Source organism: Dankookia sp. P2 (assembly GCF_050632255.1).
Classification (GTDB): Bacteria; Pseudomonadota; Alphaproteobacteria; order Acetobacterales; family Acetobacteraceae; genus Paracraurococcus.
Map to the genome: position 1 here is coordinate 3,715,241 of NZ_CP192581.1, position 23,749 is coordinate 3,738,989.

General features: G+C 70.8%; 25 protein-coding genes and 2 pseudogenes. 14 read left to right on the top strand and 13 right to left on the bottom strand.

The genetic code is table 11. From position 1 onward, the window contains the following. Positions 1 to 23: 23 nt before the first annotated feature. The 3 genes from ACQ86J_RS21890 (at position 24) to ACQ86J_RS21900 (ending at position 2,557) form a co-directional block, all read left to right on the top strand. Entirely contained in the window at positions 24 to 260 is a 237-nt protein-coding gene (locus ACQ86J_RS21890) for a sulfurtransferase TusA family protein (protein ID WP_431267196.1), read from the top strand. Then, positions 257 to 1,186 carry a histone deacetylase family protein gene (locus tag ACQ86J_RS21895; RefSeq protein WP_431267197.1) on the top strand — a complete coding sequence of 310 codons (930 nt, stop codon included), beginning with the start codon at positions 257 to 259 and terminating at the stop codon, positions 1,184 to 1,186. The genes ACQ86J_RS21890 and ACQ86J_RS21895 overlap by 4 nt, the downstream gene beginning before the upstream one ends. Before the next feature lie 279 nt (positions 1,187 to 1,465). Then, positions 1,466 to 2,557: a CHRD domain-containing protein gene (locus ACQ86J_RS21900; RefSeq protein WP_431267198.1), complete on the top strand. Its 1,092-nt coding sequence runs from the start codon at positions 1,466 to 1,468 to the stop codon at positions 2,555 to 2,557. 315 nt (positions 2,558 to 2,872) lie between these two features. Here ACQ86J_RS21900 and ACQ86J_RS21905 read toward each other — a convergent pair whose 3' ends face one another. From ACQ86J_RS21905 to ACQ86J_RS21920, 4 genes are all read right to left on the bottom strand, one after another. Next, positions 2,873 to 3,820, bottom strand: coding sequence for a tripartite tricarboxylate transporter substrate binding protein (locus tag ACQ86J_RS21905; protein WP_431267199.1), 948 nt, complete (start codon positions 3,818 to 3,820; stop codon positions 2,873 to 2,875). 115 nt (positions 3,821 to 3,935) lie between these two features. Beyond that, complete coding sequence (locus tag ACQ86J_RS21910; RefSeq protein ID WP_431267200.1) at positions 3,936 to 4,313, bottom strand: EAL domain-containing protein; 378 nt, start codon at positions 4,311 to 4,313, stop codon at positions 3,936 to 3,938. Then, positions 4,225 to 5,247, bottom strand: a complete 1,023-nt coding sequence (locus tag ACQ86J_RS21915) for a putative bifunctional diguanylate cyclase/phosphodiesterase (RefSeq protein ID WP_431267201.1) — start codon at positions 5,245 to 5,247, stop codon at positions 4,225 to 4,227. The genes ACQ86J_RS21910 and ACQ86J_RS21915 overlap by 89 nt, the downstream gene beginning before the upstream one ends. Positions 5,248 to 5,301: 54 nt before the next feature. Further along, positions 5,302 to 6,411: an MHYT domain-containing protein gene (locus ACQ86J_RS21920; RefSeq protein WP_431267202.1), complete on the bottom strand. Its 1,110-nt coding sequence runs from the start codon at positions 6,409 to 6,411 to the stop codon at positions 5,302 to 5,304. 541 nt (positions 6,412 to 6,952) lie between these two features. Between ACQ86J_RS21920 and ACQ86J_RS21925 the strand changes: the two are divergent. Together ACQ86J_RS21925 and ACQ86J_RS21930 are read left to right on the top strand one after the other, a co-directional pair. Next, positions 6,953 to 7,489 (top strand): annotated as a pseudogene (locus ACQ86J_RS21925) (NAD-dependent dehydratase); the annotation flags it as partial. A gap of 113 nt (positions 7,490 to 7,602) precedes the next feature. Continuing rightward, complete coding sequence (locus ACQ86J_RS21930; RefSeq protein WP_431267203.1) at positions 7,603 to 7,734, top strand: hypothetical protein; 132 nt, start codon at positions 7,603 to 7,605, stop codon at positions 7,732 to 7,734. 4 nt (positions 7,735 to 7,738) lie between these two features. On the opposite strand, the gene ACQ86J_RS21935 is transcribed toward ACQ86J_RS21930, so the two are convergent. The 3 genes from ACQ86J_RS21935 to ACQ86J_RS21945 are packed head-to-tail and all read right to left on the bottom strand — an operon-like array spanning position 7,739 to position 9,109. Then, a complete protein-coding gene (locus ACQ86J_RS21935; protein WP_431267204.1) occupies positions 7,739 to 7,984 on the bottom strand; it encodes a CoA-transferase in 246 nt (81 codons plus the stop codon). Further along, positions 7,945 to 8,508, bottom strand: a complete 564-nt coding sequence (locus tag ACQ86J_RS21940; RefSeq protein ID WP_431267205.1) for a CoA-transferase — start codon at positions 8,506 to 8,508, stop codon at positions 7,945 to 7,947. The genes ACQ86J_RS21935 and ACQ86J_RS21940 overlap by 40 nt, the downstream gene beginning before the upstream one ends. Then, positions 8,420 to 9,109, bottom strand: coding sequence for a CoA transferase subunit A (locus ACQ86J_RS21945; RefSeq protein WP_431267206.1), 690 nt, complete (start codon positions 9,107 to 9,109; stop codon positions 8,420 to 8,422). Before ACQ86J_RS21945 ends, ACQ86J_RS21940 begins: the two co-directional genes overlap by 89 nt. Positions 9,110 to 9,255: 146 nt before the next feature. On the opposite strand from ACQ86J_RS21945, the gene ACQ86J_RS21950 reads away from it, so the two are divergent. The 7 genes from ACQ86J_RS21950 to ACQ86J_RS21980 all read left to right on the top strand — a co-directional run bounded on the left by ACQ86J_RS21950 (position 9,256) and on the right by ACQ86J_RS21980 (position 15,065). After that, entirely contained in the window at positions 9,256 to 10,260 is a 1,005-nt protein-coding gene (locus ACQ86J_RS21950; RefSeq protein ID WP_431267207.1) for a Bug family tripartite tricarboxylate transporter substrate binding protein, read from the top strand. Between the two features lie 12 nt (positions 10,261 to 10,272). Beyond that, entirely contained in the window at positions 10,273 to 12,369 is a 2,097-nt protein-coding gene (locus ACQ86J_RS21955; protein WP_431267208.1) for a 3-hydroxyacyl-CoA dehydrogenase NAD-binding domain-containing protein, read from the top strand. Positions 12,370 to 12,393: 24 nt separating this feature from the next. Next, a complete protein-coding gene (locus ACQ86J_RS21960) occupies positions 12,394 to 12,543 on the top strand; it encodes a hypothetical protein (RefSeq protein ID WP_431267209.1) in 150 nt (49 codons plus the stop codon). After that, positions 12,531 to 13,487 (top strand): acyl-CoA dehydrogenase family protein, encoded by a 957-nt coding sequence (locus ACQ86J_RS21965; protein WP_431267210.1) that lies wholly within the window; start codon positions 12,531 to 12,533, stop codon positions 13,485 to 13,487. The genes ACQ86J_RS21960 and ACQ86J_RS21965 overlap by 13 nt, the downstream gene beginning before the upstream one ends. Positions 13,488 to 13,598: 111 nt before the next feature. Then, positions 13,599 to 14,342 carry an acyl-CoA dehydrogenase family protein gene (locus ACQ86J_RS21970; RefSeq protein ID WP_431267211.1) on the top strand — a complete coding sequence of 248 codons (744 nt, stop codon included), beginning with the start codon at positions 13,599 to 13,601 and terminating at the stop codon, positions 14,340 to 14,342. Continuing rightward, the gene (locus ACQ86J_RS21975) at positions 14,303 to 14,734 is read left to right on the top strand and encodes an acyl-CoA dehydrogenase family protein (RefSeq protein ID WP_431267212.1); all 432 of its coding nucleotides are present in this window, start codon (positions 14,303 to 14,305) and stop codon (positions 14,732 to 14,734) included. The genes ACQ86J_RS21970 and ACQ86J_RS21975 overlap by 40 nt, the downstream gene beginning before the upstream one ends. Positions 14,735 to 14,753: 19 nt before the next feature. Next, positions 14,754 to 15,065, top strand: a complete 312-nt coding sequence (locus tag ACQ86J_RS21980) for a dihydrodipicolinate synthase family protein (RefSeq protein ID WP_431267213.1) — start codon at positions 14,754 to 14,756, stop codon at positions 15,063 to 15,065. Positions 15,066 to 15,688: 623 nt separating this feature from the next. On the opposite strand, the gene ACQ86J_RS21985 is transcribed toward ACQ86J_RS21980, so the two are convergent. The 3 genes and pseudogenes from ACQ86J_RS21985 to ACQ86J_RS21995 all read right to left on the bottom strand — a co-directional run. Beyond that, entirely contained in the window at positions 15,689 to 18,823 is a 3,135-nt protein-coding gene (locus tag ACQ86J_RS21985) for an efflux RND transporter permease subunit (RefSeq protein ID WP_431267214.1), read from the bottom strand. Beyond that, on the bottom strand, positions 18,820 to 19,233 hold the full coding sequence (locus ACQ86J_RS21990; RefSeq protein ID WP_431267215.1) for an efflux RND transporter periplasmic adaptor subunit: 414 nt from the start codon (positions 19,231 to 19,233) through the stop codon (positions 18,820 to 18,822). The genes ACQ86J_RS21985 and ACQ86J_RS21990 overlap by 4 nt, the downstream gene beginning before the upstream one ends. Positions 19,234 to 19,358: 125 nt before the next feature. Beyond that, positions 19,359 to 20,018, bottom strand: a pseudogene (locus ACQ86J_RS21995) (efflux RND transporter periplasmic adaptor subunit); the annotation flags it as partial. A 110-nt stretch (positions 20,019 to 20,128) separates the two neighbouring features. Here ACQ86J_RS21995 and ACQ86J_RS22000 point away from each other — a divergent pair. Both ACQ86J_RS22000 and ACQ86J_RS22005 read left to right on the top strand, forming a co-directional pair. After that, positions 20,129 to 20,878: a Gfo/Idh/MocA family protein gene (locus tag ACQ86J_RS22000; RefSeq protein ID WP_431267216.1), complete on the top strand. Its 750-nt coding sequence runs from the start codon at positions 20,129 to 20,131 to the stop codon at positions 20,876 to 20,878. Then, on the top strand, positions 20,875 to 21,096 hold the full coding sequence (locus ACQ86J_RS22005) for a hypothetical protein (RefSeq protein WP_431267217.1): 222 nt from the start codon (positions 20,875 to 20,877) through the stop codon (positions 21,094 to 21,096). Before ACQ86J_RS22000 ends, ACQ86J_RS22005 begins: the two co-directional genes overlap by 4 nt. Here the strand turns inward: ACQ86J_RS22005 and ACQ86J_RS22010 are convergent, their stop codons facing one another. The 3 genes from ACQ86J_RS22010 to ACQ86J_RS22020 all read right to left on the bottom strand — a co-directional run bounded on the left by ACQ86J_RS22010 (position 21,097) and on the right by ACQ86J_RS22020 (position 23,739). Further along, positions 21,097 to 22,293, bottom strand: coding sequence for a CaiB/BaiF CoA transferase family protein (locus ACQ86J_RS22010; RefSeq protein WP_431267218.1), 1,197 nt, complete (start codon positions 22,291 to 22,293; stop codon positions 21,097 to 21,099). A 181-nt stretch (positions 22,294 to 22,474) separates the two neighbouring features. Then, positions 22,475 to 23,266, bottom strand: a complete 792-nt coding sequence (locus ACQ86J_RS22015; RefSeq protein ID WP_431267219.1) for an SDR family NAD(P)-dependent oxidoreductase — start codon at positions 23,264 to 23,266, stop codon at positions 22,475 to 22,477. Between the two features lie 86 nt (positions 23,267 to 23,352). Beyond that, the gene (locus ACQ86J_RS22020; protein ID WP_431267220.1) at positions 23,353 to 23,739 is read right to left on the bottom strand and encodes a hypothetical protein; all 387 of its coding nucleotides are present in this window, start codon (positions 23,737 to 23,739) and stop codon (positions 23,353 to 23,355) included. Positions 23,740 to 23,749 lie beyond the last annotated feature (10 nt).

Sequence of the window (23,749 nt, forward strand, 5' to 3'; positions counted from 1 at the left end):
GGCGCGGGTGCTGGACTCGGCCCATGTCGGAAACGCTGCTCGATCTGCAGGGCCTGACCTGCCCGCTCCCGGTCCTCAAGACCAACAAGGCGCTGCGCGGGCTGCCGCCCGGGGCGCGGCTGACCGTGCTCGCCACCGATCCGGCCGCCACCCGGGATTTCCCCGCCTATTGCCAGGAGACCGGGCACGAGCTTGTCTCCGCCACCGAGGCCGACGGCATCTACCGCTTCGAGCTGCGCAAGAGGGCCGAGCCCGCATGAGCACCCTGCTGCTGACCCACCGCGCCTGCCTGCTGCACGAGCCGGGCGAGGAGCATCCGGAATGCCCGGACCGGCTGCGCGCGGTGCTGAAGGCACTCGACCAGGAGGATTTCGCCGAGCTTATCCGTGACGAGGCGCCTGCGGCGACCCTGGAGCAGCTCTGCCGGGTGCATCCGCGGAACTACGTGGAGGCCATTCTCGGCATTCGCCCCGCCGCCGGTGAGACGGTGCCGCTCGACGGCGACACCGTGATGAGCCATGGCAGCGCCGAGGCCGCGCTGCGCGCCGCGGGCGCGGCGGTGGCGGCAACCGACGCGGTGATGCGGGGCGAGGTGCGCCGTGCCTTCTGCGCCACCCGCCCGCCTGGCCACCATGCCGAGCCGTCGCGGCCCATGGGCTTCTGCTTCTTCGCCAATGCGGTGGTGGCGGCGCGGCACGCCATTGCGGCGCATGCCGCAGCGCGGGTTGCGATCATCGATTTCGACGTGCACCACGGCAATGGCAGCCAGGCCTGCGTCGAGCGCGACCCGGCGATCCTTTATGCGTCGAGCCACCAATGGCCCTGCTATCCCGGCACCGGGGAGGCGCGGGAGAGGGGCGTGGGCAACATCTTCAACGTGCCGCTTAGCCCCGGTGCCGACGGCCCTGCCTTCCGCGCGGCCTGGTCGGGCACGCTGCTGCCGGCGACCGAGGCCTTCGCCCCCGACCTGCTGGTGATCTCGGCCGGGTTCGATGCGCATGCCCGCGACCCGCTGGCCCAGCTGCGGGTGCGGGAGCCGGACTTCGCCTGGCTGACCGCCGAGCTTTGCGCCATCGCCGAGCGGCATCGCCGCGGCCGCGTGGTATCTCTGCTGGAGGGCGGCTACGACCTTGAGGCGCTGGCGCACAGCACCGCGGCGCATGTACGGGTGCTGATGCGGGCCTGAGCCGCAGGCGATCCTGCGAGCGGCCAAGCCGTTGGAGATGCCAGCCGGGGCACGACGACTCGCTCAATAATGAGGGTGCCGGAACCGGTGCGCCGATGTTCTCCCCTCGATACGGCACGGCGACATCCGTCCGGCCAGCCGCCCGTGCCACATCGGCATGGGTTGGCGCGTCGCGGCGATCCGGCGGGGCCCCGAGGCGAATGGGGCGCCGGCGCGACGGCCGGCGCCATGCAGCCCGGCCGGAGCAAGCGGAGACTGGTCATGACCAGGATCTTCACCGTGAGTCTTACGGGCAGGCAGGAGGTTCCGTCCAACGCCTCGGCCGCGAGCGGCGGCGGCACGGTGATCTGGGACGAGGCGGCCGGCCGCGCCAGCTGCCAACTCGAGATCAAGGGCCTCGATTTCGGCCCGGCGACCGGGACCGGCACACAGACGCTGGTCACCCCGCCACCGACGTCACCAGCATGCACTTCCACAGCCAGTTCCGTGGGCTCCAACGGCAGCGTCGTCTTCGGCCAGATCAACCCGGCGCAGGATGCCGACGACCTGCGGGTCATCCACAATGCCGACGGGTTCTGGACCATTACCGGCGCCTGGAAACGGACCTATCCCGCCACCATGCTGGTCACCGATCTCAACACGGTGCTGGACCTGACCCCGCATGGGCTGGACGCGCCGCTCTGTTTCAACGTTCATTCCACCGCTTTCCCGAGCGGCGAGATCCGCGGCCAGCTGGTCTCCGGCGGCAGCGTGGGCGGGTCGATCAGCAACGGCTTCGCCCCAGATTTCTACAAGGAGACCTATCCGGACCTGACGGTGTTGGCGGCCTCCAGCATCAATTCGCGGCTGCATGTCGACAGATCCGGCTGGAAGGAGGGGCGCGACCCGAATGCGCTTTTCGGCACCTCGGGCTACCTGCACGCCTGCCAGGACGTGGCGGCGGCCGGTGTGAACCGGCTGGAACATTTCCTGGCCTTCGGCATCCGGGAAGGCCAGCGGCTTCGCCGACGGCGTCTGGGGCTAGCGACGCCGCCCGGCTGCCGCGTGGCGGCCGGGCCCCGCCCGTGCCGGCTATTTCCGCGCCTGGACATAGTCCCAGAAGTTGAAGGCGAAGTCCTGGTTCGGCCGGGTCTGCAGGTGGCAGGTGAAGCAGGCCTCGACGCTGGCGTCGTTGCGCCTGCCGTCGCCGAAGAAGCGGGCATATTCCCAGTCGCCATTGCGCTTGTCCGCGGCATAGCTCCTCGCCCCAGCCGGCGCGCTTCTCCTGCACGCCGATCGCCGTCCAGCCCGGCTCCGGGATCAGCCGCCCCTGCTGGTCCAGCAGCGGCGTGCCGTCCGCGCCCAGCCGCGCCTTGTTGTCCGCCAGGATGATCAGCGTGCCGTCGGGCAGCGGTGCACCGGGCTTCGCGGCAACGAAGGCTTCCGGATTGACGTAGAAGTTGCGGACGATCTTCCGCGTCGCATTGTCGAGCGTGGCGTAGCGGATGAACTTCGCCTCCCAGCCAGCCGGCAATCTCGATATTCTGCGGCCCAGGCTTATAGGCCTGCTGGGCGAGGGCGGCGCCCCCGAGCAGCAGCGGCACGGCGGCGAGCAGCGCGAGGCGGCGCAGGCGCATGGGTCAGGTCCTCCCTTGGTTTCTTGTCAGGGAGTGAACACGCCGTTTCGGGCCCGAGGCAAGCACGCCGTCAATCCTTCTCCCGCCAGGGCTGCTCCCGCCAGATCTTTTCATACTGCAGCCGCATAGCGGCGATCCCGGCGGCAAAGGCCTCGCTGTCCTGATAGCCGATCGGCATGGCCTGCTTCTCGGCGAGCGCGCGGAAGCCGGGGTCGCGCGCCGCCTCCCCGACCAGGTCGGACAGTTGCCTGACGATCGCCCGCGGCGTGCCGGCGGGGGCGGCGAAGCCACGCAGGCTGCTCAGCACCACGTCGAAACCCTGCTCGCGCAGCGTCGGCACCTCGGGCGTGCCGGGCCAGCGCGTCGCCGCCATCTGGCCGAGCGGCCGCAGCGTCCCCGCCGCCATCTCCTGCGTCGCATCGGTCATGCTCAGCCCGCCGACCTGCAGCTCGCCCTGCAGCAGCGCCGCGCGCATCGGCGCGGTGCTGCCATAGGCGACGGCGGTCAGCGCGATCCCTGCCTGGCGTTCCAGCGCCAGCATGCCGAGATGCGCATAGGTGCCGACGCCGGTCGTGCCGAAGCTGACTGCGCCAGGATCGCGCCGCGCCGCTGCCACCAGATCCGCCATGCTGTGGAAGCGGCTATCGGCGCGGACGAAGACGCCGCCGACATCGTCCACCAGGTTGGCGATCAGCGCCAGCTGCTCGATCGTATAGCCGGCGCGCCGCTCGATCGGGATGGTGACCAGGTTGGGCAGGGTGACGACACCGATGGTATGGCCGTCCGGCGCCGCCTGGGCGATGGCGGCGAAGCCGATCGCGCCGCCCGCGCCGGGCCGGTTCACCACCACGACGGGCTGCCCGAGCCGCGCTTCCAGCCAGCGCCCCATGCTGCGCCCGGCGATGTCGGCGCCGCCGCCAGGGCTGAAGGGAACGACCATGGTGATCGGCCGGTCCGGCCAGGCCGCCTGCGCCGGCCAGGCAAGCAGGCAAAACAGCAGCGCGAGGATACCCGGCATTCTTATCGTCTCCTTTGGCCGGGAGAGCGTAACAGGCGCCGCCAGGCACATCGACAGCGGCTTGCGTCCGGACCCGAACGCCGCACCGCTGTAGCCCGGCAGTGCCAGAGTAGATTCAGGCGTCTGGGCCTTCACGCGCCTCCACCATCCGCCCTAGCCCGGCGCCAGCGCCGCCGTCCTGCCCGGTGCGAACCACGTCGCGGCAATCTCTGCCGGCGGGGCCGGTCGGCCGAAGAGCCAGCCCTGCACCAGCATGCCGCCATGCCGCTCGCCAGGGCCCGTTCCAGCGCACCGGCCTGATCCCAGGTCTCCACCCCTCGGCCGTCACCGCGATGCCAAGGCTGCTACAGAGCGCCAGGATCGCCCGGACGATCGCATCGCTGGCCTCGCGTTGGCCGAGATCTTCAATGAAGGAACGGTCGATCTTCAGCCGGTTGAACGGAAAGCGCCGCAAATAGCCGAGCGAGGAATAACCGGTGCCGAAATCGTCCATGGCGATGCCGATGCCCAGCTTCTTGCAGCCCGTGCAGGATGCCGAGCGTCGTCTCCGTCTCCTGCAGCATCGCGGTCTCGGTGATCTCGAGCTCCAGCCGTTCCGGCTCCAGCCCGGCCATGCCGAGCGCTGCGGCCACCATGTCCACCAGCCCGCCGCCGGCGACCAGCGCCGGCGACAGGTTGACCGCGAGCTTGAGTCCGTCGGGCCAGCCCGCCGCCTCGGCGCAGGCGCGGCGCAGCACCCAGTCGCCGAGCGGCAGGATCAGCCCGGTCTCCTCCGCCAGTGGAATGAATCCGGCCGGCGAGATCAGCCCGCGCTCCGGGTGGCGCCAGCGCACCAGCGCCTCGAAGCCGCGCAGCGCGCGCGTCCGCAGATCGACGGTCGGCTGGTAGAAGACCTCGAATCCCGTGCGGCCAAGGCCGCTTTCGCCGAGCACCGGGCTGCAATGCTCGAGCGCCCGCCGCAGGTCGAGCTCGAGCCCCCGTCGCGCCTGCATGCGCGCATCCACCGCCGTCTCGAAGAACCGCCAGCCCGGCTGCGCGCGGCTCTTGGCGCGGTGCAGAGCGAAGCCGGCATGGCGCATCAGCGTGTCCGGCGCGTCGCCATCCGCTGGGGCCACCGCGATGCCGATGCAGGCCTCCACCGCCACCGCCCGACCCGGGAGGTCGAGCGGCTGGGCCAATGCGTCCAGCACCTGCCGCGCCAGCGTGGTGGCGTCCTGCGGCTGCGGCGCGCCGGTGCGCAGGATGCCGAAGCGGTCGCCGCCGATCCGGGCGACGGTATCGGTCGGTTGCACGCAGCGCAGCAGCCGCAGCGCGACCGCCTGCAGCACCGCATCGCCGCCCGCTTGGCCGAGCACATCGGTCAGTGGGCCGAAGCGGCGCAGGTCGATGGCAGAGCATGGCCACCGCGCCGCCCTGCTGCCGAGCATGCGCCAGCGCCTGGCCCAGCCGTTCCGCCAGGAGGCTGCGGTTGGCCAGGCCGGTCAGCGCATCGTGGTGCGCCAGGTGCTCGATCCGCGCCTCGGCTTGCAGCCTTTCCCGCAGATCGCGCAGCGCCAGAACCAGGCGCGGCCCGGCGGAGGTCTCCAGCAGCCAGCGCGCAGTTCGACCGGCAGCGGGCCATGCGCGGTGGTCAGCAGGGCGGTGACGGTGCGCTGTCGCGCCTCGGCCACCAGGGCTTCGACGGTCGCGGCGCCAGAGACCGCATTCCGCACCAGCAGGGCGCCGAGCGGCTGGCCTGCGGCCGGCTGGCCTAGCATCTCGGCCAGCCGGCCGTTGCAGTCAGCGATCCGCAGATCGGCCGTCAGAATCGCAAGTCCTTCGAAACTGGCCTCGGCCAGGTCGCGCAGCCAGGCCGCCGCCGCCTGGCTGGCGGCGGCGTGCAGCCGGGCGCGGACCGCTACCACCGCGGCGCCGGCCAGCAGCCCGGCCGCTGTGCCGCCGCCGACCACCACCGCCAGCCAGTCGCGGTCGAGCGCCGCAGCGGGCAGCGCGACGCTGCCATCCGGCAGCAGCGCGACGGCCGCCATGCCGGTGCCGTGCAGGCCCAGCACGGCGGCGGCGAGCAGCCCGGCCGCGGCGGCTCGCGCTGGCCGCCCGGGCCACGCCGCCGCCGCGAGCGCCGCGCCGCCCAGCGCCATCCCGGCGAGCAGGGAAGTGGCGACCAGCGGCAAATCGAATTCGAGCCGGCCGGGCAACCGCAGCGCCGCCATGCCGAGATAGTGCATGCCGCCGATGCCGAGCCCGATTACGCCGCCGCCCAGCCAGGCGCCGCGGCCCAGCCGCAGGCCGAGGCCGAGCGCCGCAGCCAGCACCATCACTGCCAGTGAGGCGAGGGTGGGCCAGGGTGCGAATGCCAGCGGCAGGCCGGGGTCATACGCCAGCATGGCGATGAAATGCGTCGCCCAGGCGCCGACGCCGAAGGCCGCCCCGGCGAGGCCAAGCCAGAGCAGCCGCGGCCAGCGCCGCGCCGCGCCGGCGGCGCGCCCCAGCAACTCGAACATTGCCAGGCTGGCCAGCAGGCAGAGGCAGGCCGCGAGCGCCAGCAGCATCATGTCATGGGTGTCGCCGAGGCAGCCGATCACGCGGAGCATTCATGGTCCTTCCGACGAGCGGCTTTGGGCTTAATCGACTAATAGTTGAAGATTGCCAGGGAAAGTATGCTGAAAATCACAGGGCGCGCATGATTCATGCCCTGGCGTGTCCGGCCGGCTGTATCGCCAGAAGAATCGCTGCGTCCAGATGTAGATGTCGTTGTTCCATTCGGGCCGGCAGCCCCGGCCGCAGCCCCGCTGCAGGCGCCTGGGCTCAATTGACGTGCCGGCCCCGGCACCGCCAGGATCGGCGCGGGGGAGACGTATCATGGCCAATACGCGCAGCCTGCTGATCGTCGGCGCCAGCGGCGCCGCGGCGACTCGGGTGACGGAACAGGCGCTGGCCTATCCGGGCTTCGCCGTCACCGGCCTGTCCCGCCGCGTGCCCGACGGCGCCGGCGCATGGATTGCCGCCGATCTGACCGATGCTGTGGGCCTGAAGCGTGCCCTGGCGACGCGGTCGGACATCAGCCACATCGTCTATGCCTCCCGTGCCCCCTTCGGCGAGGGCGGAGTCGAGGATGTGCCGGGCAACCTGGCCATGCTGCGCAACCTGCTGGATGCGGCGGAGGCCAGCCTGCCGCGCTTCGCCCATATCCACATGGTGCATGGCGGCAAGTGGTACGGCGTGCATATCGGCCCGCCGCGGACCCCGGCGCGGGAGGACGACCCGCGCCACCTGCCGCCGAATTTCTACTACGACCAGCAGGACCTGGTCGCCGCCCGGCAGCAGGGCAAGGCATGGTCCTGGAGCGCGAGCCGGCCCGGCTTCGTGCTGGACGTGGCGCCGGGCCGGGCCCGCAACATGGTCTCGACCCTCGGCGCCTATGCGGCGATCTGCCGCGAGCTCCGCGTGCCCTTCGACTTCCCCGGCAAGCCCGGCACCTGGGGCGCGCTGCACGACGTTACCGATGCGTCGCTGCTCGCCGAGGGCGTGCTCTGGATGCTGGGCGAGCCGCGCGCCGCCAACCGTGCCTTCAACGTCACCAATGGCGACTGCTTCCGCTGGCGCGACCTCTGGCCGTACCTGGCGGCGCAATTCGGCGTCGAATGCGGCATGGTCCGGCCGATGTCGATGGCGCGCTGGATGGCCGACAAGGCGCCGGTCTGGGAGGCGATCCGCGCCCGGCACGACCTGGCCTTGCCGATCGATCAGGTGGCAGATCGGATTCCGCCGACTTCTTCCTCGGGATGGACTACGACATCATCCTGTCGACCACCGCGGCCCGCGTCGCCGGCTTCACCGGCTTCCGCGACAGCTGGGCGATGTTCGCGCAGCAGATCGAGGGTTATCGCGCGGCGCGCATCTTGCCGCCGCGCTGAAGCGTCACTCGCGCAGCAGTGGCGCCTCCGTCCGCGCCTGCAATTCCTCGAAGCCGAGGCCTGGCACCATGTCCACCACCACGAAGCCGCGCGGCGTCACGTCCAGCACCGCGAGGTTGGTATAGACCCGGCTGACGCAGGCGGCCGCGGTCAGCGGGTAGCTGCATCGCCGCAGGATGCGCGCCTGGCCGTCCTTGGTGACGTGTTCCATCACCACCCAGACCCGCTTGGCGCCGACCGCGAGGTCCATCGCCCCGCCGATCTGCCGGCCCGTCTCGGTCGGCGAATGCGCCCATTCGCCAGGTCGCCATTGGCCGCCACTTGGAAGCCGCCGAGCACGCAGAGGTCGAGATGCCCGCCGCGGACCATGGCGAAGCTGTCGGCATGGTGGAAGAAGCTGCCGCCCGGCCGCAGGCTGACGCGCTGCGAGCTGGCATTGATCAGCCAGGGATTTTCCTTGTGCGGCTCCGGCGCCGCGGCGACGCCGAGGATGCCGTTCTCCGAATGCACCACCACCTCGCGGTCCGCTGGGATGTGGTCGGCGACCAGTGTCGGGATGCCGATGCCGAGGTTGACGTACCATCCCTCCGGGATGTCCTGCGCCAGCCGCGCCGCCATGCCGGTGCGGCCGAGCGGCTTGTAGCCCTGGGTCGTGTCGTTCATCGCCTTGCCTCCCGTCAGCGCGTCAGCTTTGGATCGCCGGCCGCGACATGCAGCACGCGGTCGACGAAGATCCCGGGGTGACGATCTCGTTCGCCGGCAGCTGGCCGACATCGCAGATGTGGTGCGTCTGCACCACGGTCAGCGCGCCGGCCATAGCCATGATCGGGTTGAAGTTGCGGCTGGCGTCGCGGAAGACGAGGTTGCCCCAGCGGTCGGCCATCCAGGCCTCGACCAATGCGACGTCGCCGGGCAGCGCTTCCTCGAGGATGCAGGGACGGCCGTTGTAGGTGCGCACCTCCTTCCCCTCCGCCACCAGCGTGCCGGCGCCCGTGGGGGTGAAGAAGGCCGGCACGCCGGCGCCGGCGGCGCGGATGCGCTCGGCCAGCGTGCCTTGCGGCACCACCTCGGCCTCCATCCTGCCGTCGCGCACCCAGTCGCCGGCGATGCTCTGCGCCCGGACGAAGCTGGTGATCACCTTGCGCACCCGTCCCAGCTCGATCAGCCGGGCGATGCCCTGGGTGGCGGCGCCTGGCTTGTGCACGCGGCCGGCGGAGTTGACGACGACGGTGAGGTTGCCGGCGCCCTGCTCGATCAGCCCGTCGAGCAGCGCATTCGGCATGCCGACATCGCCGAAGCCGGCGATCAGCACGGTGGCGCCGTCGCGGATGCCGTTCATGGCCTCCGCCATCGAGCGCACGAATTTGTCGATCATCCGCGGACGGTTCCCTTGGCTGCCTTTGAGCGGCGTTGCGCCGAGTGTAGCCGCAGCGCGGCGGCGAGGGCCAGGGGTGGCGCGGCGCCCGCGGGGGTGGTTCACTGCCGCATGGCGCGCGCAGACGCGCCGAGGGAGAGGAACAGATGGCCCGCAGCCCCTGGCCGGCCGGGATCCCACGCCGTGCGGCGCTGGTGGCAGCCGCCGGCCTCGCCATGCCTGCGCCGTTGCGCGCGCAGCCGCGCTTCCCCGACCGGCCGATCCGCCTGGTGGTGCCCTTCGGCGCCGGCGGCAACCTCGACACCCTGGCGCGGATGCTGATCCCTGGTGTCTCGGAACGGCTGGGCCAGCCCATCGTCATCGAGAACCGCGCCGGCGCCGGCGGCAATATCGGCACCGAGGTGGTGGCCCGCGCCGCGCCGGACGGCACCACGCTGCTGCTCGGATCGAACGGCGCGCTGACCATCAACCCGCTGATCATGGAGCGGGTGCCCTACGACCCGGCGAAGGATTTCGCCCCGGTCTGCCTCTGCTTCCGCACGCCGCAGGTGCTGGTGGCGAGCCCGAAGCTGCCGGTGAGGACATTCGCCGAGTTCATCGCCTACGCCAAGGCGCGGCCGGGCCAGCTGCAATGCGGCTCGGCCGGCAGCGGCACCTCCAACCACCTCAACATCGAGCTGCTGAACGCCGCGACCGGCATCGGCCTGGTGCACGTGCCCTATCGCTCGAGCGGCGGCGCGACGCCCGACCTGCTGAGCGGCGCGCTGGCCTGTTCGATGGAGCAGATCACCACCGCCCTGCCGCTGCATCGCGACGGCCAGCTGCCGATCATCGCCGCCGCGCTGCCGCGGCCCATGCCGCTGCTGCCAGCAATCCCGAGCCTGGCTGAGGCCGGCGTGCCGGGCGGCGGGCTGGTCTCCTTCATCGGCATCCTGGTGCCCTCCGGCACCCCGGCGCCGATCACCGCCACGCTGCAGGCGGCCTTCGCCGCGGCGCTGGCCGAGCCGGCGCTGCGCGCGAAGATCGAGGAGACCGGCAGCCTGATGGCGGATTCCGAGGCGACCACGCCGCAGGGCTTCGCCGCGCTGCTGCGTCAGGAAGCGGATCTGTCGCGCCGCGCCGCCGCCGCGGCCGGCCTGCTGGTACGATAGGGGAAGACGAGCATGAGCGAGCGCGAGGTGGTGCGGTTCGAGGTCGAGGACGGCATCGGGGTCATCACCGTCGACAACCCGCCGGTGAATGCGCTGGGCGCCGGTGTCTCGGACGGCATCGTCGCCGCGGTGGACCGCGGCGTGGCCGACCCTGCCGTGCGCGCCATGGTGCTGATCGGCGCCGGCCGCAGCTTCATCGCCGGCGCCGATATCCGCCGCTTCGGCACGAAGCGGGAGACGCCGGCACGGCGCAGCTACGACGCGCTGGAGGGCAGCACCAAGCCGGTGGTCGCCGCCATCCACGGCTATGCGCTGGGCGGCGGCCTCGAGAACGCGCTCTGCTGCACCTGGCGCATCGCCGTGCCCGCCGCCAGGGTCGGGCTGCCGGAGGTGCTGATCGGCATCATCCCCGGCGGCGGCGGAACCCAGCGCCTGCCGCGGCTGATCGGGCCGAAGCCGGCGCTGGAGATGATCACGACAGGCCGGCATGTCCCGGCGCCGGAGGCCAGGGCGCTCGGCATCGTCGACGAATTGGTTGAGGGCGACCTGCGCGACGCCGCCATCGCCTTCGCCAAGGGCATCGCGGACAAGCCGCTGCGCCGCATCGGCGAGATGCCGCCGGCGACGGCCGAGGCGGGGATGTTCGACGCGGCGCGCAAGGCGATCGCCCGCAAGGCGCGCAACCAGCAGGCGCCCTACCACGCCATCGCGGCGGTGGAGGCGGCGACCCGGCTGCCCTTCGCCGAGGGGATCGCCGAGGAGAAGCGGCTGTTCGGCGAGCTGGAGAATTCCGACGAGGCCCGCGCGCTGCGCTACGCCTTCTTCGCCGAGCGTGAGGTGGCCAAGCTCCCTCATTTGCCGAAGGATATCGCCACGCCCGAGATCCGCAGCGTGGCGGTGGTCGGCGCCGGCACCATGGGCGGCGGCATCGCCATGAGCTGCGCCGATGCCGGCATCCCCGTGAAGCTGCTGGACGCCTCAGCCGAGACGCTGGCGCGCGGCCTGGCCCGCGTCCGCGACAACTATGCGGTCAGCGTGAAGCGCGGCAGCCTGGACCAGGCGGCGATGGATAAGCGCCTGGCGCTGATCGAGCCGGTCGAGAGCTACGAGGCGATTGCCGAGTGCGACGCGGTAATCGAGGCGGTCTTCGAGCAGCTCGACGTCAAGCAGGGCGTGTTCCGGGAGCTGGACCGGGTGATGAAGCCGGGTGCGCTGCTGTTCAGCAATACCTCGGCCATCGACATCGACAGGATCGCCGCCGCGACGCAGCGGCCGGAGGCGGTGGCGGGAACGCATTTCTTCGCCCCCGCCAACGTGATGAAGCTGTTCGAGGTGGTGGAGGGGACGAAGACCGCGCCGGCGACCATGGCGGCGGCGATGAAGCTCGGCCGCGCCATCGGCAAGATCAGCGCCTATGCCGGCAATTGCGACGGCTTCGTCGCCAATCGCAGCCGCATCCCCTTCACCATGGAACAGAACTTGATGGTGGAGGAGGGCGCGCTGCCGGAGCAGATCGACCGCGTCATGGTCGAGTTCGGCTATCCGATGGGCCCCTTCGCGGTGAACGACCTCTCGGGCCTCGACGTCAGCTACCAGACAAGGCGGCGACGGCTGGCGGAGGACCCGGGCTACCGCATGCTGCCGATCCCGGACCGGCTGGTGGAGATGGGCCGCAAGGGCCAGAAGGCCGGCGCCGGCTGGTACCGCTACGAGCCCGGCGACCGCACGCCGCATCCGGACCCCGAGGTGCAGCGGATCACCAAGCAGGTCGCGGCGGAGAAGGGCATCGCCCAGCGCGAGTTCTCCGACGAGGAGGTGCTGCAGCGGCTGCTGTTCGGCTCCCTCAACGAAGCCTGCAAGATGATCGAGGAGGGCAAGGCGCTGCGCGCCAGCGACATCGACGTGATGTGGCTGAACGGCTTCGGCTTCCCGCGCTACCGTGGCGGCCTGATGTTCTGGGCCGACAGGATCGGCGCCCAGGCCGTCTACAACCAGATCGCCGCCTGGCACCAGCGCTATGGCGCGCGCTGGGCGCCGGCGCCGCTGCTGCGCCAGGTCGCTGAGCAGGGCGGCCAATTCCGCGAATTGGAGGCGCCGAAGCTGCGCTAGTCTTTCAACGAAGGGAAACGGACCATGGATCTGCGATTCACGCCCGAGGAGACCGCCTTCCGCGAGGAGGTGCGCGCCTTCATCCGCGACAACCTGCCGGCCGAGACGCGCGAGCGCATGCGGCTCGGGTATCCCCGCGCAAGCAGGACACCGTCGCCTGGATGCGCATCCTGAATGCCAAGGGTTGGGCGGCCTTCTCCTGGCCGAAGGAATACGGCGGGCCGGGCTGGACCGCGATCCAGCGGATGATCTTCCTGGAAGAAAACCTCTCGGCGCCGGCGCCGGAGATGCTCTCCTTCAACATCACCATGCTCGGCCCGGTGCTGATCCAGTTCGGCACCGAGGCGCAGAAGAACCACTTCCTGCCGCGTGCCCGCAACCTAGATGACTGGTGGTGCCAGGGCTTCTCGGAGCCCGGCGCGGGGTCGGACCTCGCCAGCCTGCGGACGGCGGCGAAGCGGGAGGGCGACCACTACGTCGTCAATGGCCAGAAGATCTGGACCAGCACCGCGCATAATGCCGACTGGTGCTTCTGCCTGGTGCGCACCAACCCGGCGGCGGCGAAGCGGCAGGAGGGGATCTCCTTCCTGCTGATCGACATGAAGACGCCGGGGATCGAGGTGCGGCCGATCATCTCGATCGATGGCAGCCATCACCTGAACGAGGTCTTCTTCACCGACGTGAAGGTGCCGGTGGAGAACCTGGTCGGCGAGGAGAACAAGGGCTGGAGCGTCGCCAAGTACCTGCTGGGCAACGAGCGCACCGGCATCGCGCGGCTCGGCAAGTCGAAGGAGCGCGTGCGCTACGCCAAGGAGGTGGCGCGCGAGGTCCGCATGAACGGCAAGCCGCTGATCGAGGACCGCAACTTCCGCGCCCGCGTCGCCCAGATCGAGGTCGACATGAAGGCGCTGGAGATCACCCAGCTCCGCGTCGTCTCCGCCTTCGCCAAAGCCGGCGGCAACCGGCCGGACCCGCTGTCTTCCGTGCTGAAGATCAAGGGGACGGAAGCTGCTGCAGGCGAGCAGCAGACTGGTGATGGATGTCGGCGGGCCGCAGGCCATGCCGGTCTGGCAGCAGGAGCTGGCGGCCTTCGCCAACGAGCCGGCGATCGGGCCTGACTGGGCGCCGCAGATGGCGCCGGCCTATCTCATGCTGCGGGCTGCCTCGATCTATGGCGGCACCAACGAGATCCAGAAGAACATCCTGAACAAAGCGGTGCTGGGGCTGTAATGGACTTCGATCTTACCGACGACCAGCGCCTGCTGGGAGACAGCGTCACGAAACTGCTCTCAGCCGAATACGGCTTCGAGCAGCGTAAGGCGCTGCTGAAGACCCCGACCGGCTGGAGCGAGACGCTCTGGCAGCGCTATGCCGAGCTCGGCCTGCTCGGCCTGCCGATCGCCGAGGATCACGGCGGCTTCGGCGGCGGCCCGGTCGACGTCATGCTGCTGATGCAGGCCTTCGGCCGGCACCTGGTGCTGGAGCCCTATCTGGCGACGGTCGTGCTCGGCGCCACCGCGCTGCGCCTCGCCGGCAACGATGCCCAGCAGGGCGAGATCCTGCCGGAGGTCGCCGCCGGCACGATGAAGCTCGCCTTCGCGCATTACGAGCGGCAGGCGCGCTACGACCTGACGGATATCCTGACCACGGCGACGCCGAAGGATGGCGGCTTCGTGCTGGAAGGGGCGAAGAGCGTCGTGCTGCACGGCGACTGCGCCGACCGGCTGATCGTTTCCGCCCGCACCTCCGGCGGCCGCGACGATGCCGGGGGCTCTCGCTCTTCCTGGTGGATGGGAACGCGCCCGGCCTCGCCCGCCGCGGCTATGCGCTGCGCGACGGCACGCGGGCGGCGGAGATCTCCTTCAGCAGCGTGCAGGTGCCGCGGGAGGCGCTGCTGGGCGAAGTCGACAACGCCCTGCCCACCATTCAGCGCGTGGTCGAGGCCGGCATCGCCGCCACCGGCTCCGAGGTGATCGGCACCATGGAAGCGATGCAGGCCATGACGCTCGACTACCTCAAGACCCGGCAGCAATTCGGCAAGCCGATCGGCGACAACCAGGCGCTGCAGCACCGCGCGGCGGAGATGCTGGTGGCGATGGAGCAGGGCCGGTCCATGGCCATGCTGGCCACCATGTCGCTGGAGGAAGAGGATGCCGCCGAGCGCGCCCGCAGCATCTCCATGGCCAAGGTTGGTATTGGCCAGGCCGGGCGCTTCGTCTCACAGAACGCCGTCCAGTTGCATGGCGGGATCGGCATGACGGAGGAATATGCCGTCGGCCATTTCTTCCGCCGGGTGATGGTGATTGAGCACCTGTTCGGTGATACAGCCACCCATCTGGACCGGCTGGCCGATCAGGTCGCCTGAGCAAACAAGGACCCTGACCATGCGTCTCGATGAAACCGCGAAGGGCGTCTACGTCATCGCGCCGACGCCCTTCCACGAGGATGGCCGGATCGACGAGGCCAGCACCGATCGCATGACCGACTTCTTCCTGGAAGCCGGCTGCGAGGGCATGACCATCCTCGGCGTGATGGGCGAGGCGCCGAAGCTCGACCAGGCGGAATCACTCGGGATCAGCCGGCGCATCATCAAGCGGGCCGGCAGCGCCAAGATCATCGTCGGCGTCTCTGCCCCGGCTTCGCCGCGATGCGGGCACTTGCACGGGGTTCGATGGAGGCGGGCGCCGCCGGCGTGATGATCGCGCCGCCCAGCACGCTGCGGACCGATGACCAGATCGTCACCTATTACGCCCAGGCGGTGCAGGCGATCGGCGCCGACATTCCCTTCGTGTTGCAGGACTATCCGCTGCTGTTCACGGTGCAGATGACGCCAGGCGTCATCCGCCGCATCGTTCAGGACAACCCCTCCTGCGTCATGCTGAAGCATGAGGACTGGCCGGGGCTCGAGAAGATCAGCACGCTGCGCGGCTATACTGCGGAGGGCTCGATGCGTCCGATCTCCATCCTCTGCGGCAATGGCGGGCTCTTCCTGGATTTCGAGATGGAACGCGGCGCCGACGGCGCCATGACCGGCTATGCCTTCCCGGACATGCTGGTCGAACTCGTCCGGCTCTCGGCCACGGGGCAGCGGGATGCGGCGCACGACCTGTTCGACGCCCACCTGCCGCTGATCCGCTACGAGCAGCAGGTCGGCATCGGCCTCGCGGTGCGGAAATACGTGCTGGCGCGGCGCGGCATCATCGGCTCCGCCGCACAGCGCGCACCGGGCGGCAAGCTCGGCGCGAAGGCGGTGTCCGAGGTCGAGTACCTGCTGACACGGCTCGGCCGCACCGACGCGCGCGCGCGGCTGAAGCTGACGCTACTCGGCCGGCGCGCCCTGCGGCGCGGCGGCCGGCGCCTGCTCCCGCCGCCGGGTCAGCCGGTGCAGCGCGATATAGACCACCGGCGTGGTGAAGAGCGTCAGCGCTTGGCTGACCAGCAGCCCGCCGATCATGGCGCATCCCAGCGGCTGGCGCAGTTCCGCCCCCGTGCCGATACCTAGCGCGAGCGGCACCGCGCCGAGCACTGCCGCCATCGTCGTCATCATGATCGGGCGGAAGCGCTTGAGGCAGGCCTCGCGGATCGCCTCCACCGTCCCGGCGCCGCGATGCCGTTCCGCCTGCAGGGCGAAGTCGACCAGGATGATCCCGTTCTTCTTGACGATGCCGATCAGCAGGATGATGCCGATCAGCCCCATCACGTCGAGCCCGAAGCCGAGCGCCCAAAGCGTCAGCAGCGCGCCGAGGCCCGCGGAGGGCAGCGTCGAGAGGATCGTCAGCGGGTGGATGTAGCTCTCGTAGAGCATGCCGAGGATGATGTAGACGGCGACGATGGCGGCGGCGATCAGGTAGGGCTGGTTGGCCAGCGCCGCGTAGAAGGCCTGCGCATTGCCCTGGAAGACGCCCTGCACGGAAGCAGGGGCGCCGAGCTCCTGCCGCACCGCCTCGATTGCCGCCGTCGCCTCGCCGAGCGAGACGCCCGGCGCCAGGTTGAAGGAGAGCGTCACCGCCGGGAACTGGTTGAGGTGGCTGATCGAGAGATAGGCCGTGCCGCTAGTATCGACCGTGACGAAGGTCGAGAGCGGCACGCGCGTGCCGGTCGTGGGCGATTGCAGGAAGAGGCGCCGCAGCGCCGCCTGCGGATCGGCCTGCAGCGCCGGGTCCACCTCCATCACCACGTGGTAGTAGCTGAGCTGGGTGAACCACTGCGCCACAACGCGCTGGCCGAAGGCATCGGCCAGCGTGTCGTCGATCAGCCGCGGCTGGATGCCGAAGCGCGCGGCGAGATCGCGGTCGATGGTCAGCTTGGCGGTCGGCCCGCCCGGCTGCTGGTCGGTCGCCACGTCAGCGAGGCCGGGCAGGCCGCGCAGTTTCTCCACCATGCGGCCGGCCCAGAGGTTCAGCTCTTCAAGATCCGGGTCGCGCAGCACGTACTGGTACTGGGTGCGCGAGCCCCGCGCCGAGAGGTTGATGTCCTGCGAGGCCTGCAAGTAGAGAGCGACGCCCGGCACGGTCTGCAGCTTCTCGCGCAACCGGTCGATCACCTGCGCGGCCGAGACATCGCGCGCGGAATGCGGCTTCAGGTCGATGAAGAAGCGGCCGGTATTGGAGGTCTGGGTGCCGCCGGTGGCGCCCGCGGTCGCCAGCACGTTCGCCACCGCAGAGTCCGCGCGGATGATCTCCATCAGCGCCACCTGCTTGTCCGACATGGCGGCGAAGGAGGTGTCGGGCGCGGATTCTGCGGTGCCGATGATGAAGCCGGTATCCTGCTGCGGGAAGAAGCCTTTGGGGATGAATACGTAGAGGGCGACGGTCGCCACCAGGGTCAGCGCGAAGACGCCGAGCGTCAGCATCCGGTGCCGCAGCACCCGGTCGAGCATCCAGCCGTAGCCGCGCTCCATCGCCTTGAAGCCGCGTTCCAGCCCGACATCGATCTTCCGCAACAGACCGGGCTTCGCCCGCTCCTCCTCCGCGTCGCGCTTCCGCAGCAGGCGGGCCGAGAGGGTGGGAACGAGGGTGAGAGAGACGAAAACCGAAAGCAGGATGGTGCCGGTGACGACCAGGGCGGATCCGCGGAACAGCCGCCCGACCACCGCCCCCATGAAGAGCAGCGGGATGAAGACCGCGATCAGGGAGATGCTGATCGCGACCACGGTGAAGCCGATCTCGCCAGACCCTTCCAGCGCGGCGGCCTCTGGCTCCTGTCCGTCCTCGACCCTGCGGAAAATGTTTTCCAGCACGACGATGCCGTCGTCGACCACGAAGCCGACGGCGATGACGAGGGCCATCAGCGACAAGTTGTCGAGGCTGAAGCCCGCCGCATACATCCCGGCGACCGTGCCGACCACGGCGACCAGCACCACCAACGCCGGCGGCAGCGTCGCCCGCCAGTCCCGCAGGAAAGCGAAGACCACCAGCACCACCAGGCCGAAGGTCAGCGCCAGCGAGGTCTCGACGTCCGAGACCGAGGCGCGGATGGTGGTGGTGCGGTCGCTGACCACCTGCACGTCGACCGCGGGCGGCACCGCGGCCCGCAGCTTCGGAAGCGCCTCGCGGATGCGCCCGACAACCTCCACCACATTGGCGCCGGGCTGCTTGAAGACCACTAGCGCCACGCCGCGCCTTCCGTTCTGCCAGGCGCCGATCAGCCTGTTCTCCGGCCCGTCCACCGCCGCGCCGATGTCGCGCAGCCGCACCGGCGCGCCGTTGCGGTAGGCGACGATCACATCCTCCCAATGCGCCGCCCGCAGCACCTGGTCGTTGGCCAGCACGGCGAAGGCCTGGCGCGGTCCGTCGAAGGCGCCCTTCGGCCGGTCGACGGTGGCGTTGTTCACCACCGCCCGCACGTCCTCGAGCCCGAGGCCGAGCGCCGCCACCCGGTCCGGGTCGAGGCGGATGCGGATCGAGGGCTTCTGCTCCCCGGTGATGTTGACTTGGCCGACGCCCTGGATCTGCGAGAGCTGCTGGGCGATCCGCGTATCGGCGAAGTCGTCCACCTGGTCGATCGAATAGACCTCCGACTGCACCGCGATGATGACGATGGGCGGGTCGGCCGGGTTCAGCTTGCGGTACAGCGGCGGCTGCGGCAGGTCGGTCGGCAGTTGGCCGCCGGCCTGGTTGATCGCGGTCTGGATGTCTTGCGCCGCGGCATCGATGCTGCGGTTCAGCACGAATTGCACGGCGATGCTGGTATTGCCGAGCGCGCTGGTGGAGACGATCTGGCTGACGCCGGGGATCTGCGCGAATTGCCGCTCAAGCGGCGTGGCGACGGCGCTCGCCATCGTCTCCGGGCTGGCGCCGGGATAGTTCACCGTGACCTGGATTGTGGGGAATTCCACCTGCGGCAGCGGCGCCACCGGCAGCAGCGGGTAGCAGACGATGCCGAGCAGCACGATCGCCGCCATCAGCAGGGAGGTGGCGATCGGCCGCCGGATGAAGGGGCCGGAGATGGTCACCGGCTGGCCTGCGCCTCGGCCGGCTTCACCCGCGCGCCGGGGCGCAGGCGATAGAGCCCGTCCGTCACCACCTGGTCGCCGGCGGCGAGCCCTTCCTCGACCACCGCGCTGCCCCCGGCCTGCGGCCCGAGCCGCAGCTTCCGCAGCTCGACGGTCTGGTCGGGCTTCAGCACATAGGCGAAGGGGCCCTCCTGCCCGCGCTGCACCGCCGCGGCGGGGATGGTCACGGCGTCGCGCCGCGTCTCCAGCAGCAGCCGGGCGCTGACCAGCTGGCCCGGCCAGAGCGCGTCGTCCTGGTTGGGGAAGGCGGCCTTGAGCTGCACCGTGCCGCTGGCAGGGTCGATCCGGTTGTCGGCCAGTAGCAGCCGGCCTTCCGACAGGACCTGGCCGTCGCGCGCCAGGGCCTGCACCGGCAGGCGCCGTTCGACGGCGGCTCGCGCGGCCCTTCCGCGGGCGCCGCGTCGGGCTGCGCGCCCACCGCCTCCCGCTGCCGGCGCAGCACCGCGGCCAGATCGTCCTGCGGCAGGGTGAAGAGCAGGGCGATGGGATGCAACTGGGCGATCACCACCAGCCCGTTCGTGTCGGCGGCATGGACGATGTTGCCCGCATCCACCAGCCGCACGCCGAGCCGGCCCGAGAGCGGCGCGGTGATGCGGGTATAGTCGAGCTGGGTCCGCGCATTGTCGATGCTGGCCGCATCCGACTGCACCGTCGCCTCGATCTGCGCGACCTGGGCGCGCTGGGTGTCGAGCTGCTGCTTAGAGGCCCCCTCAGTGCGCGACAGCGTGGTGTAGCGCTGCAGGTCCAGCCGCGCATTGGCCAGTTGCGCCTCGTCCCGCGCCTTCTGCGCCACCGCCTGGTCGAGCGAGGCCTGGAAGGGCCGCGGGTCGATCCGCGCGAGGAGGTCGCCCTGCCGGACCTGCTGGCCCTCGGTGAAGGCGACCTCGTCGAGCTGGCCATCGACCCGGGCGCGGACCGTGACGGTCTGGAAGGCCTGCACGCTGCCGAGTCCGCTGCGCCAGACCGGCACGTCGCGCGCCTCGGCCGCCGCCAGGACGACGGTGACCGGCGCATCGGCGGCCTTGCGGTCCTCTGCCCCGGCCGCGGGCTCGGTCAACAGGCGCCAGCCCGCGAAGCCGGCGGCGATCAGCACGAGAGTAAGGCAGGCGCCCATCAGGGCGCGGCGGCTTCGCATATGTTCTGGGATCCCCGCAGCCGAACGCCGGCGGCGGCGGGCGGTTCGTTGTTGCCAGCGCCAGCCCAGCGCCGGAGGATCGCGGCCAATCGGGGAAGGGGACGGGCATCATGATCACGGCAGGCATCGTCGGCCTGGGCTGGTGGGGGCGCATGCTGCTCGAGGCGGGGCAGGGCATCCCCGGCTTCCGCTTCGTCCACGGTGTCGCCCGCCATGCCGAGGCCGGCGCGCCGGTCGCGGCGCAGCATGGGCTGCGCTTCTCGACCAGCCTCGACGCCCTGCTGGCCGACCCCGCGGTGCAGGCGGTGGTGCTGGCCACGCCGCACAGCGCGCACCTGGCGCAGATCCAGGCGGTGGCGGCGGCGGGGAAGCCGGTCTTCTGCGAGAAGCCGCTGACGCTGACCCGGGCCGAGGCGGTCGCCGCGGTCGAGGCCTGCCGCGCCGCCGGGGTGCCGCTGGCGATCGGCCACAACCGCCGCTTCCTGCCGACCATCCAGGCGATAAAGGCGATCATCGCCGAGGGGCGGCTCGGCCGGCTGCTGCATGTCGAGGGCCATTCGAGCAACCTGAACTCGTCGCAGAATTTCGCCCCCTGGCGGGCCGACCCGACGGAATCCCCGGCCGGCGGGCTGACCGGCACCGGGGTGCATGTGCTGGACGCCTTCACCAACCTGGTCGGCCCGGCGCGGCGGGTCTCGACCCAGCTCACGGTGCAGAAGCCGGCGCCGGGCGCGCTCGACAGCCTCTCGGTCCTGCTGGGATCGCCAACGGCATCTCCGGCACGCTGGCGGCGGTTCGGGCGACGCCGCGCTACTGGCGGGTCCATGTCTTCGGCGACCGCGCCAGCGTCGAGACGGTGAGCGACACCGAGATCATCCTGCGGGAGGACGGCCGCGAGCCCGAGCGCATCGGCTTCGCCCCGGTCGACACCCTGCGCGCCGAGCTCGCGGCCTTCGCCGCGGCAGCGGCCGGCGGCGCGCCCTATCCCCTGCCGCCCGAGGAAGCCGTGGCGACCGTCGCCTGCTTCGAGGCGATCACGCGTTCGGTCGCTGCCGGCGGGGCGCCGGTCGCGGTCTGATCAGCCGAGCGCACCGGCCGCCCGCAGCCGGGCGATCTCCGCCGAGACATGGCCGAGTTCGGCCAGGATCGCCTCTGTATCGGCGCCGGGCGCCGGCGGCGGGGTGGCGGGCGCCTTCGCCTCGCCGGCGATGTGCAGCGGGCTGTCCACGGTCCAGCCGCCGGCGGTGGTCGGGCGGATGGCGCCGGTGGCGCGGGCCTGGGGCGAGGCCGCGGCTTCCTGCGTCGTCGTCACCGCATCGAAGGTGAGGCCGGCGGCATCCAGCAGCGGCCGCCACTCGGCCAGGCTGCGCGTGGAGAAGGCCTCGTCCAGCAGCGCGATCAGCGCCCGCGCATTCTCCCGCCGCAGCGGCTGGGTGGCAAAGCGCGGGTCCCCGCCCCAATCCGGGTCGCCCAGCACCTGCAGCAGCGCCGGCCATTGCCGCGGCTCGTTCAGCAGCGCCATCAGGAACCAGCGGCCGCAGCTGGCGCGATACAGGTTGCCGAGCGCGTTCGGCGCCTGGTCGCGCGGCGGGCGTGGGATGAAGCGGGCGCCGTCCAGCGCCGCCTGCACCATGAAGCCGTTCGACCAGAGCCCGGCTTCCAGCAGCGCGACATGCACGAAGCCGCCCTGTCCCGTGCGTTCGCGGCGGTACAACGCGGTGACGATCGCGCCATAGAGCGCCATCCCGGTCGGGTGGTCGCCCATGCCGGCGACCGAGCGCCCCGGCGCCGCTTCGGCATCGGCGCGCACCAGGTCCATCAGCCCGCTGCGCGCCCAATAGGCGGTGGCGTCGAAGCCGGTCTTGTCGGCCTCCGGCCCGCACTCTCCGTAGGCGGTCAGCGCTGCATAGACCAATCGCGGGTTGATCGCCGCAAGTGCCTCCGGTGCGATGCCGAGCCCGGCGCGCAGGCGGGGTATCGCATTGGTGACGAAGACGTCGGTGGTGGCGATCAGGCGGTGCAGCACCGCCTGCGCCTCGGGCCGTTTCAAATCGAGCATCAAGCCGCGCTTGCCGCGGTTGTCGAGCATCCAGGGGTAGTCGGTCTCACCGCGTGGCTGGCCGGGCGCGGTGGAGAGCGCGCGATAGGCATCGCCGCCCGGCGGTTCCAGCTTGATCACCTCGGCGCCGAAATCGCCGAGGATGGTGGCGGCCGAGGGGCCGGCGACATAGCTGGCGGCGTCGATCACCCGCAGCCCCGCGAAGATCCCGGCCATCGGCGTTTCCCCAACTGTTTGGCGGCATGGTGGGCCAGGCAGGGCAAGGTTGCGGAGGGGAAAGTATTCCCTCCTCAAGCCCCACCCTTCCTGTATTGGGAGTCGTCCGGCGCCGCGCGGCGAGTGCCAGACTCACAGAAATAGATGAGGGGGCCTAGGGGAGAATACTTTCTCCCCAGCCTTACTCCACGCTGCCTTGCGAGATGCCCGTCGGCGCCGCGGTGCGCCCGCCATCCACCACGTACTGCGCTCCTGTGATGTTGCCGGCGAGGCCCGAACAGAGGAACAGCACGAGGTTCGCCACCTCCTCCGCCGTGCCGTAGCGGCGCAGCGGCAGGCCGGCGGAATAGCGCGCCTCGACGCTGCCAGGGTTGTTGGGCGAGACCTGCCTGGCGATGTCCTGCACCATCCGCGTGTCGATCGGCCCGGGGCAGACCGCGTTCACCCGGATGCCCTGCGGACCGACCTCGGCCGCCGCGACCTTGGTCAGGCCCATCACCGCATGCTTCGACGCAACATAGGCCGGCATCCCCGCGGTGCCGACCAGCCCGGCGATGGAGGCGGTGTTCACCACCGCGCCGCTCCCCTGGCTGATCATCACCGGCAGCACGTGGCGCAGGCCGAGGAAGACGCCCTTGACGTTGACGCCCATCACCGCGTCGAAGACCGCCTCGTCGTATTCGGCGGTCGGCGCCACCTTGCCCTCGATTCCCGCGTTGTTGTGGAAGCAATCGATGCGGCCGAAGGCATCGAGCGTGGCCTGCACATAGGCCGCGACATCCGCCGCGCGTGTCACGTCGGCGGCGCGGAAGATGGTGGCGCGACCCAGCTGGGCGGCCAGCGCCGCGCCCGCCTCGGCATCACGGTCGACGATCGCCACCCTGGCGCCGTGCTGCACGAAGCCGCGCACGACCGCCGCGCCGATGCCATTGGCGCCACCGGTGACGATGGCGACGTTGCCGCTGAAGTCCATGGCCTGTTTCCTCCTCCCGCTGTTCGACCGCGGTCGGCCGCCATGCTGGCCGCAGCGCGCGGGAGAGGCAACCACCGCGGCGCCGGTCAGTCCTCGCGCAGCATGCAGATCCAGTAGCCGCCGCCGTTGGCCGATTGCACGCGGACGCGCAGGCTGCGTGCGGCATCGGCGAAGTCGCCGGTCCAGCCGAATCCCAGGTCCAGCCGTCCCGCCGCCAGCGCCGCCTCGATCCGGCCGCGGAAACGGGGATTGTTCATACAGGGCGCGACGCCGGCGAAGAAATCCAGCCCTAGCCGCGGCCGCTCGCCCGAGCCAGACAGTCGCCGTTCCGCGCCGCTGTAGACCCGGACGATTCCGGCCGCATCCACCCGGATGGCGCCGAAGGGCAGCTGGTCGAGCATCGCCTCCGGCACGGCTTCCAAGGCCTTGGCCAGCTGCGGCGTTTCAAAGCGCGGCAAATCCGCGACCACCATGGGCGAGTCC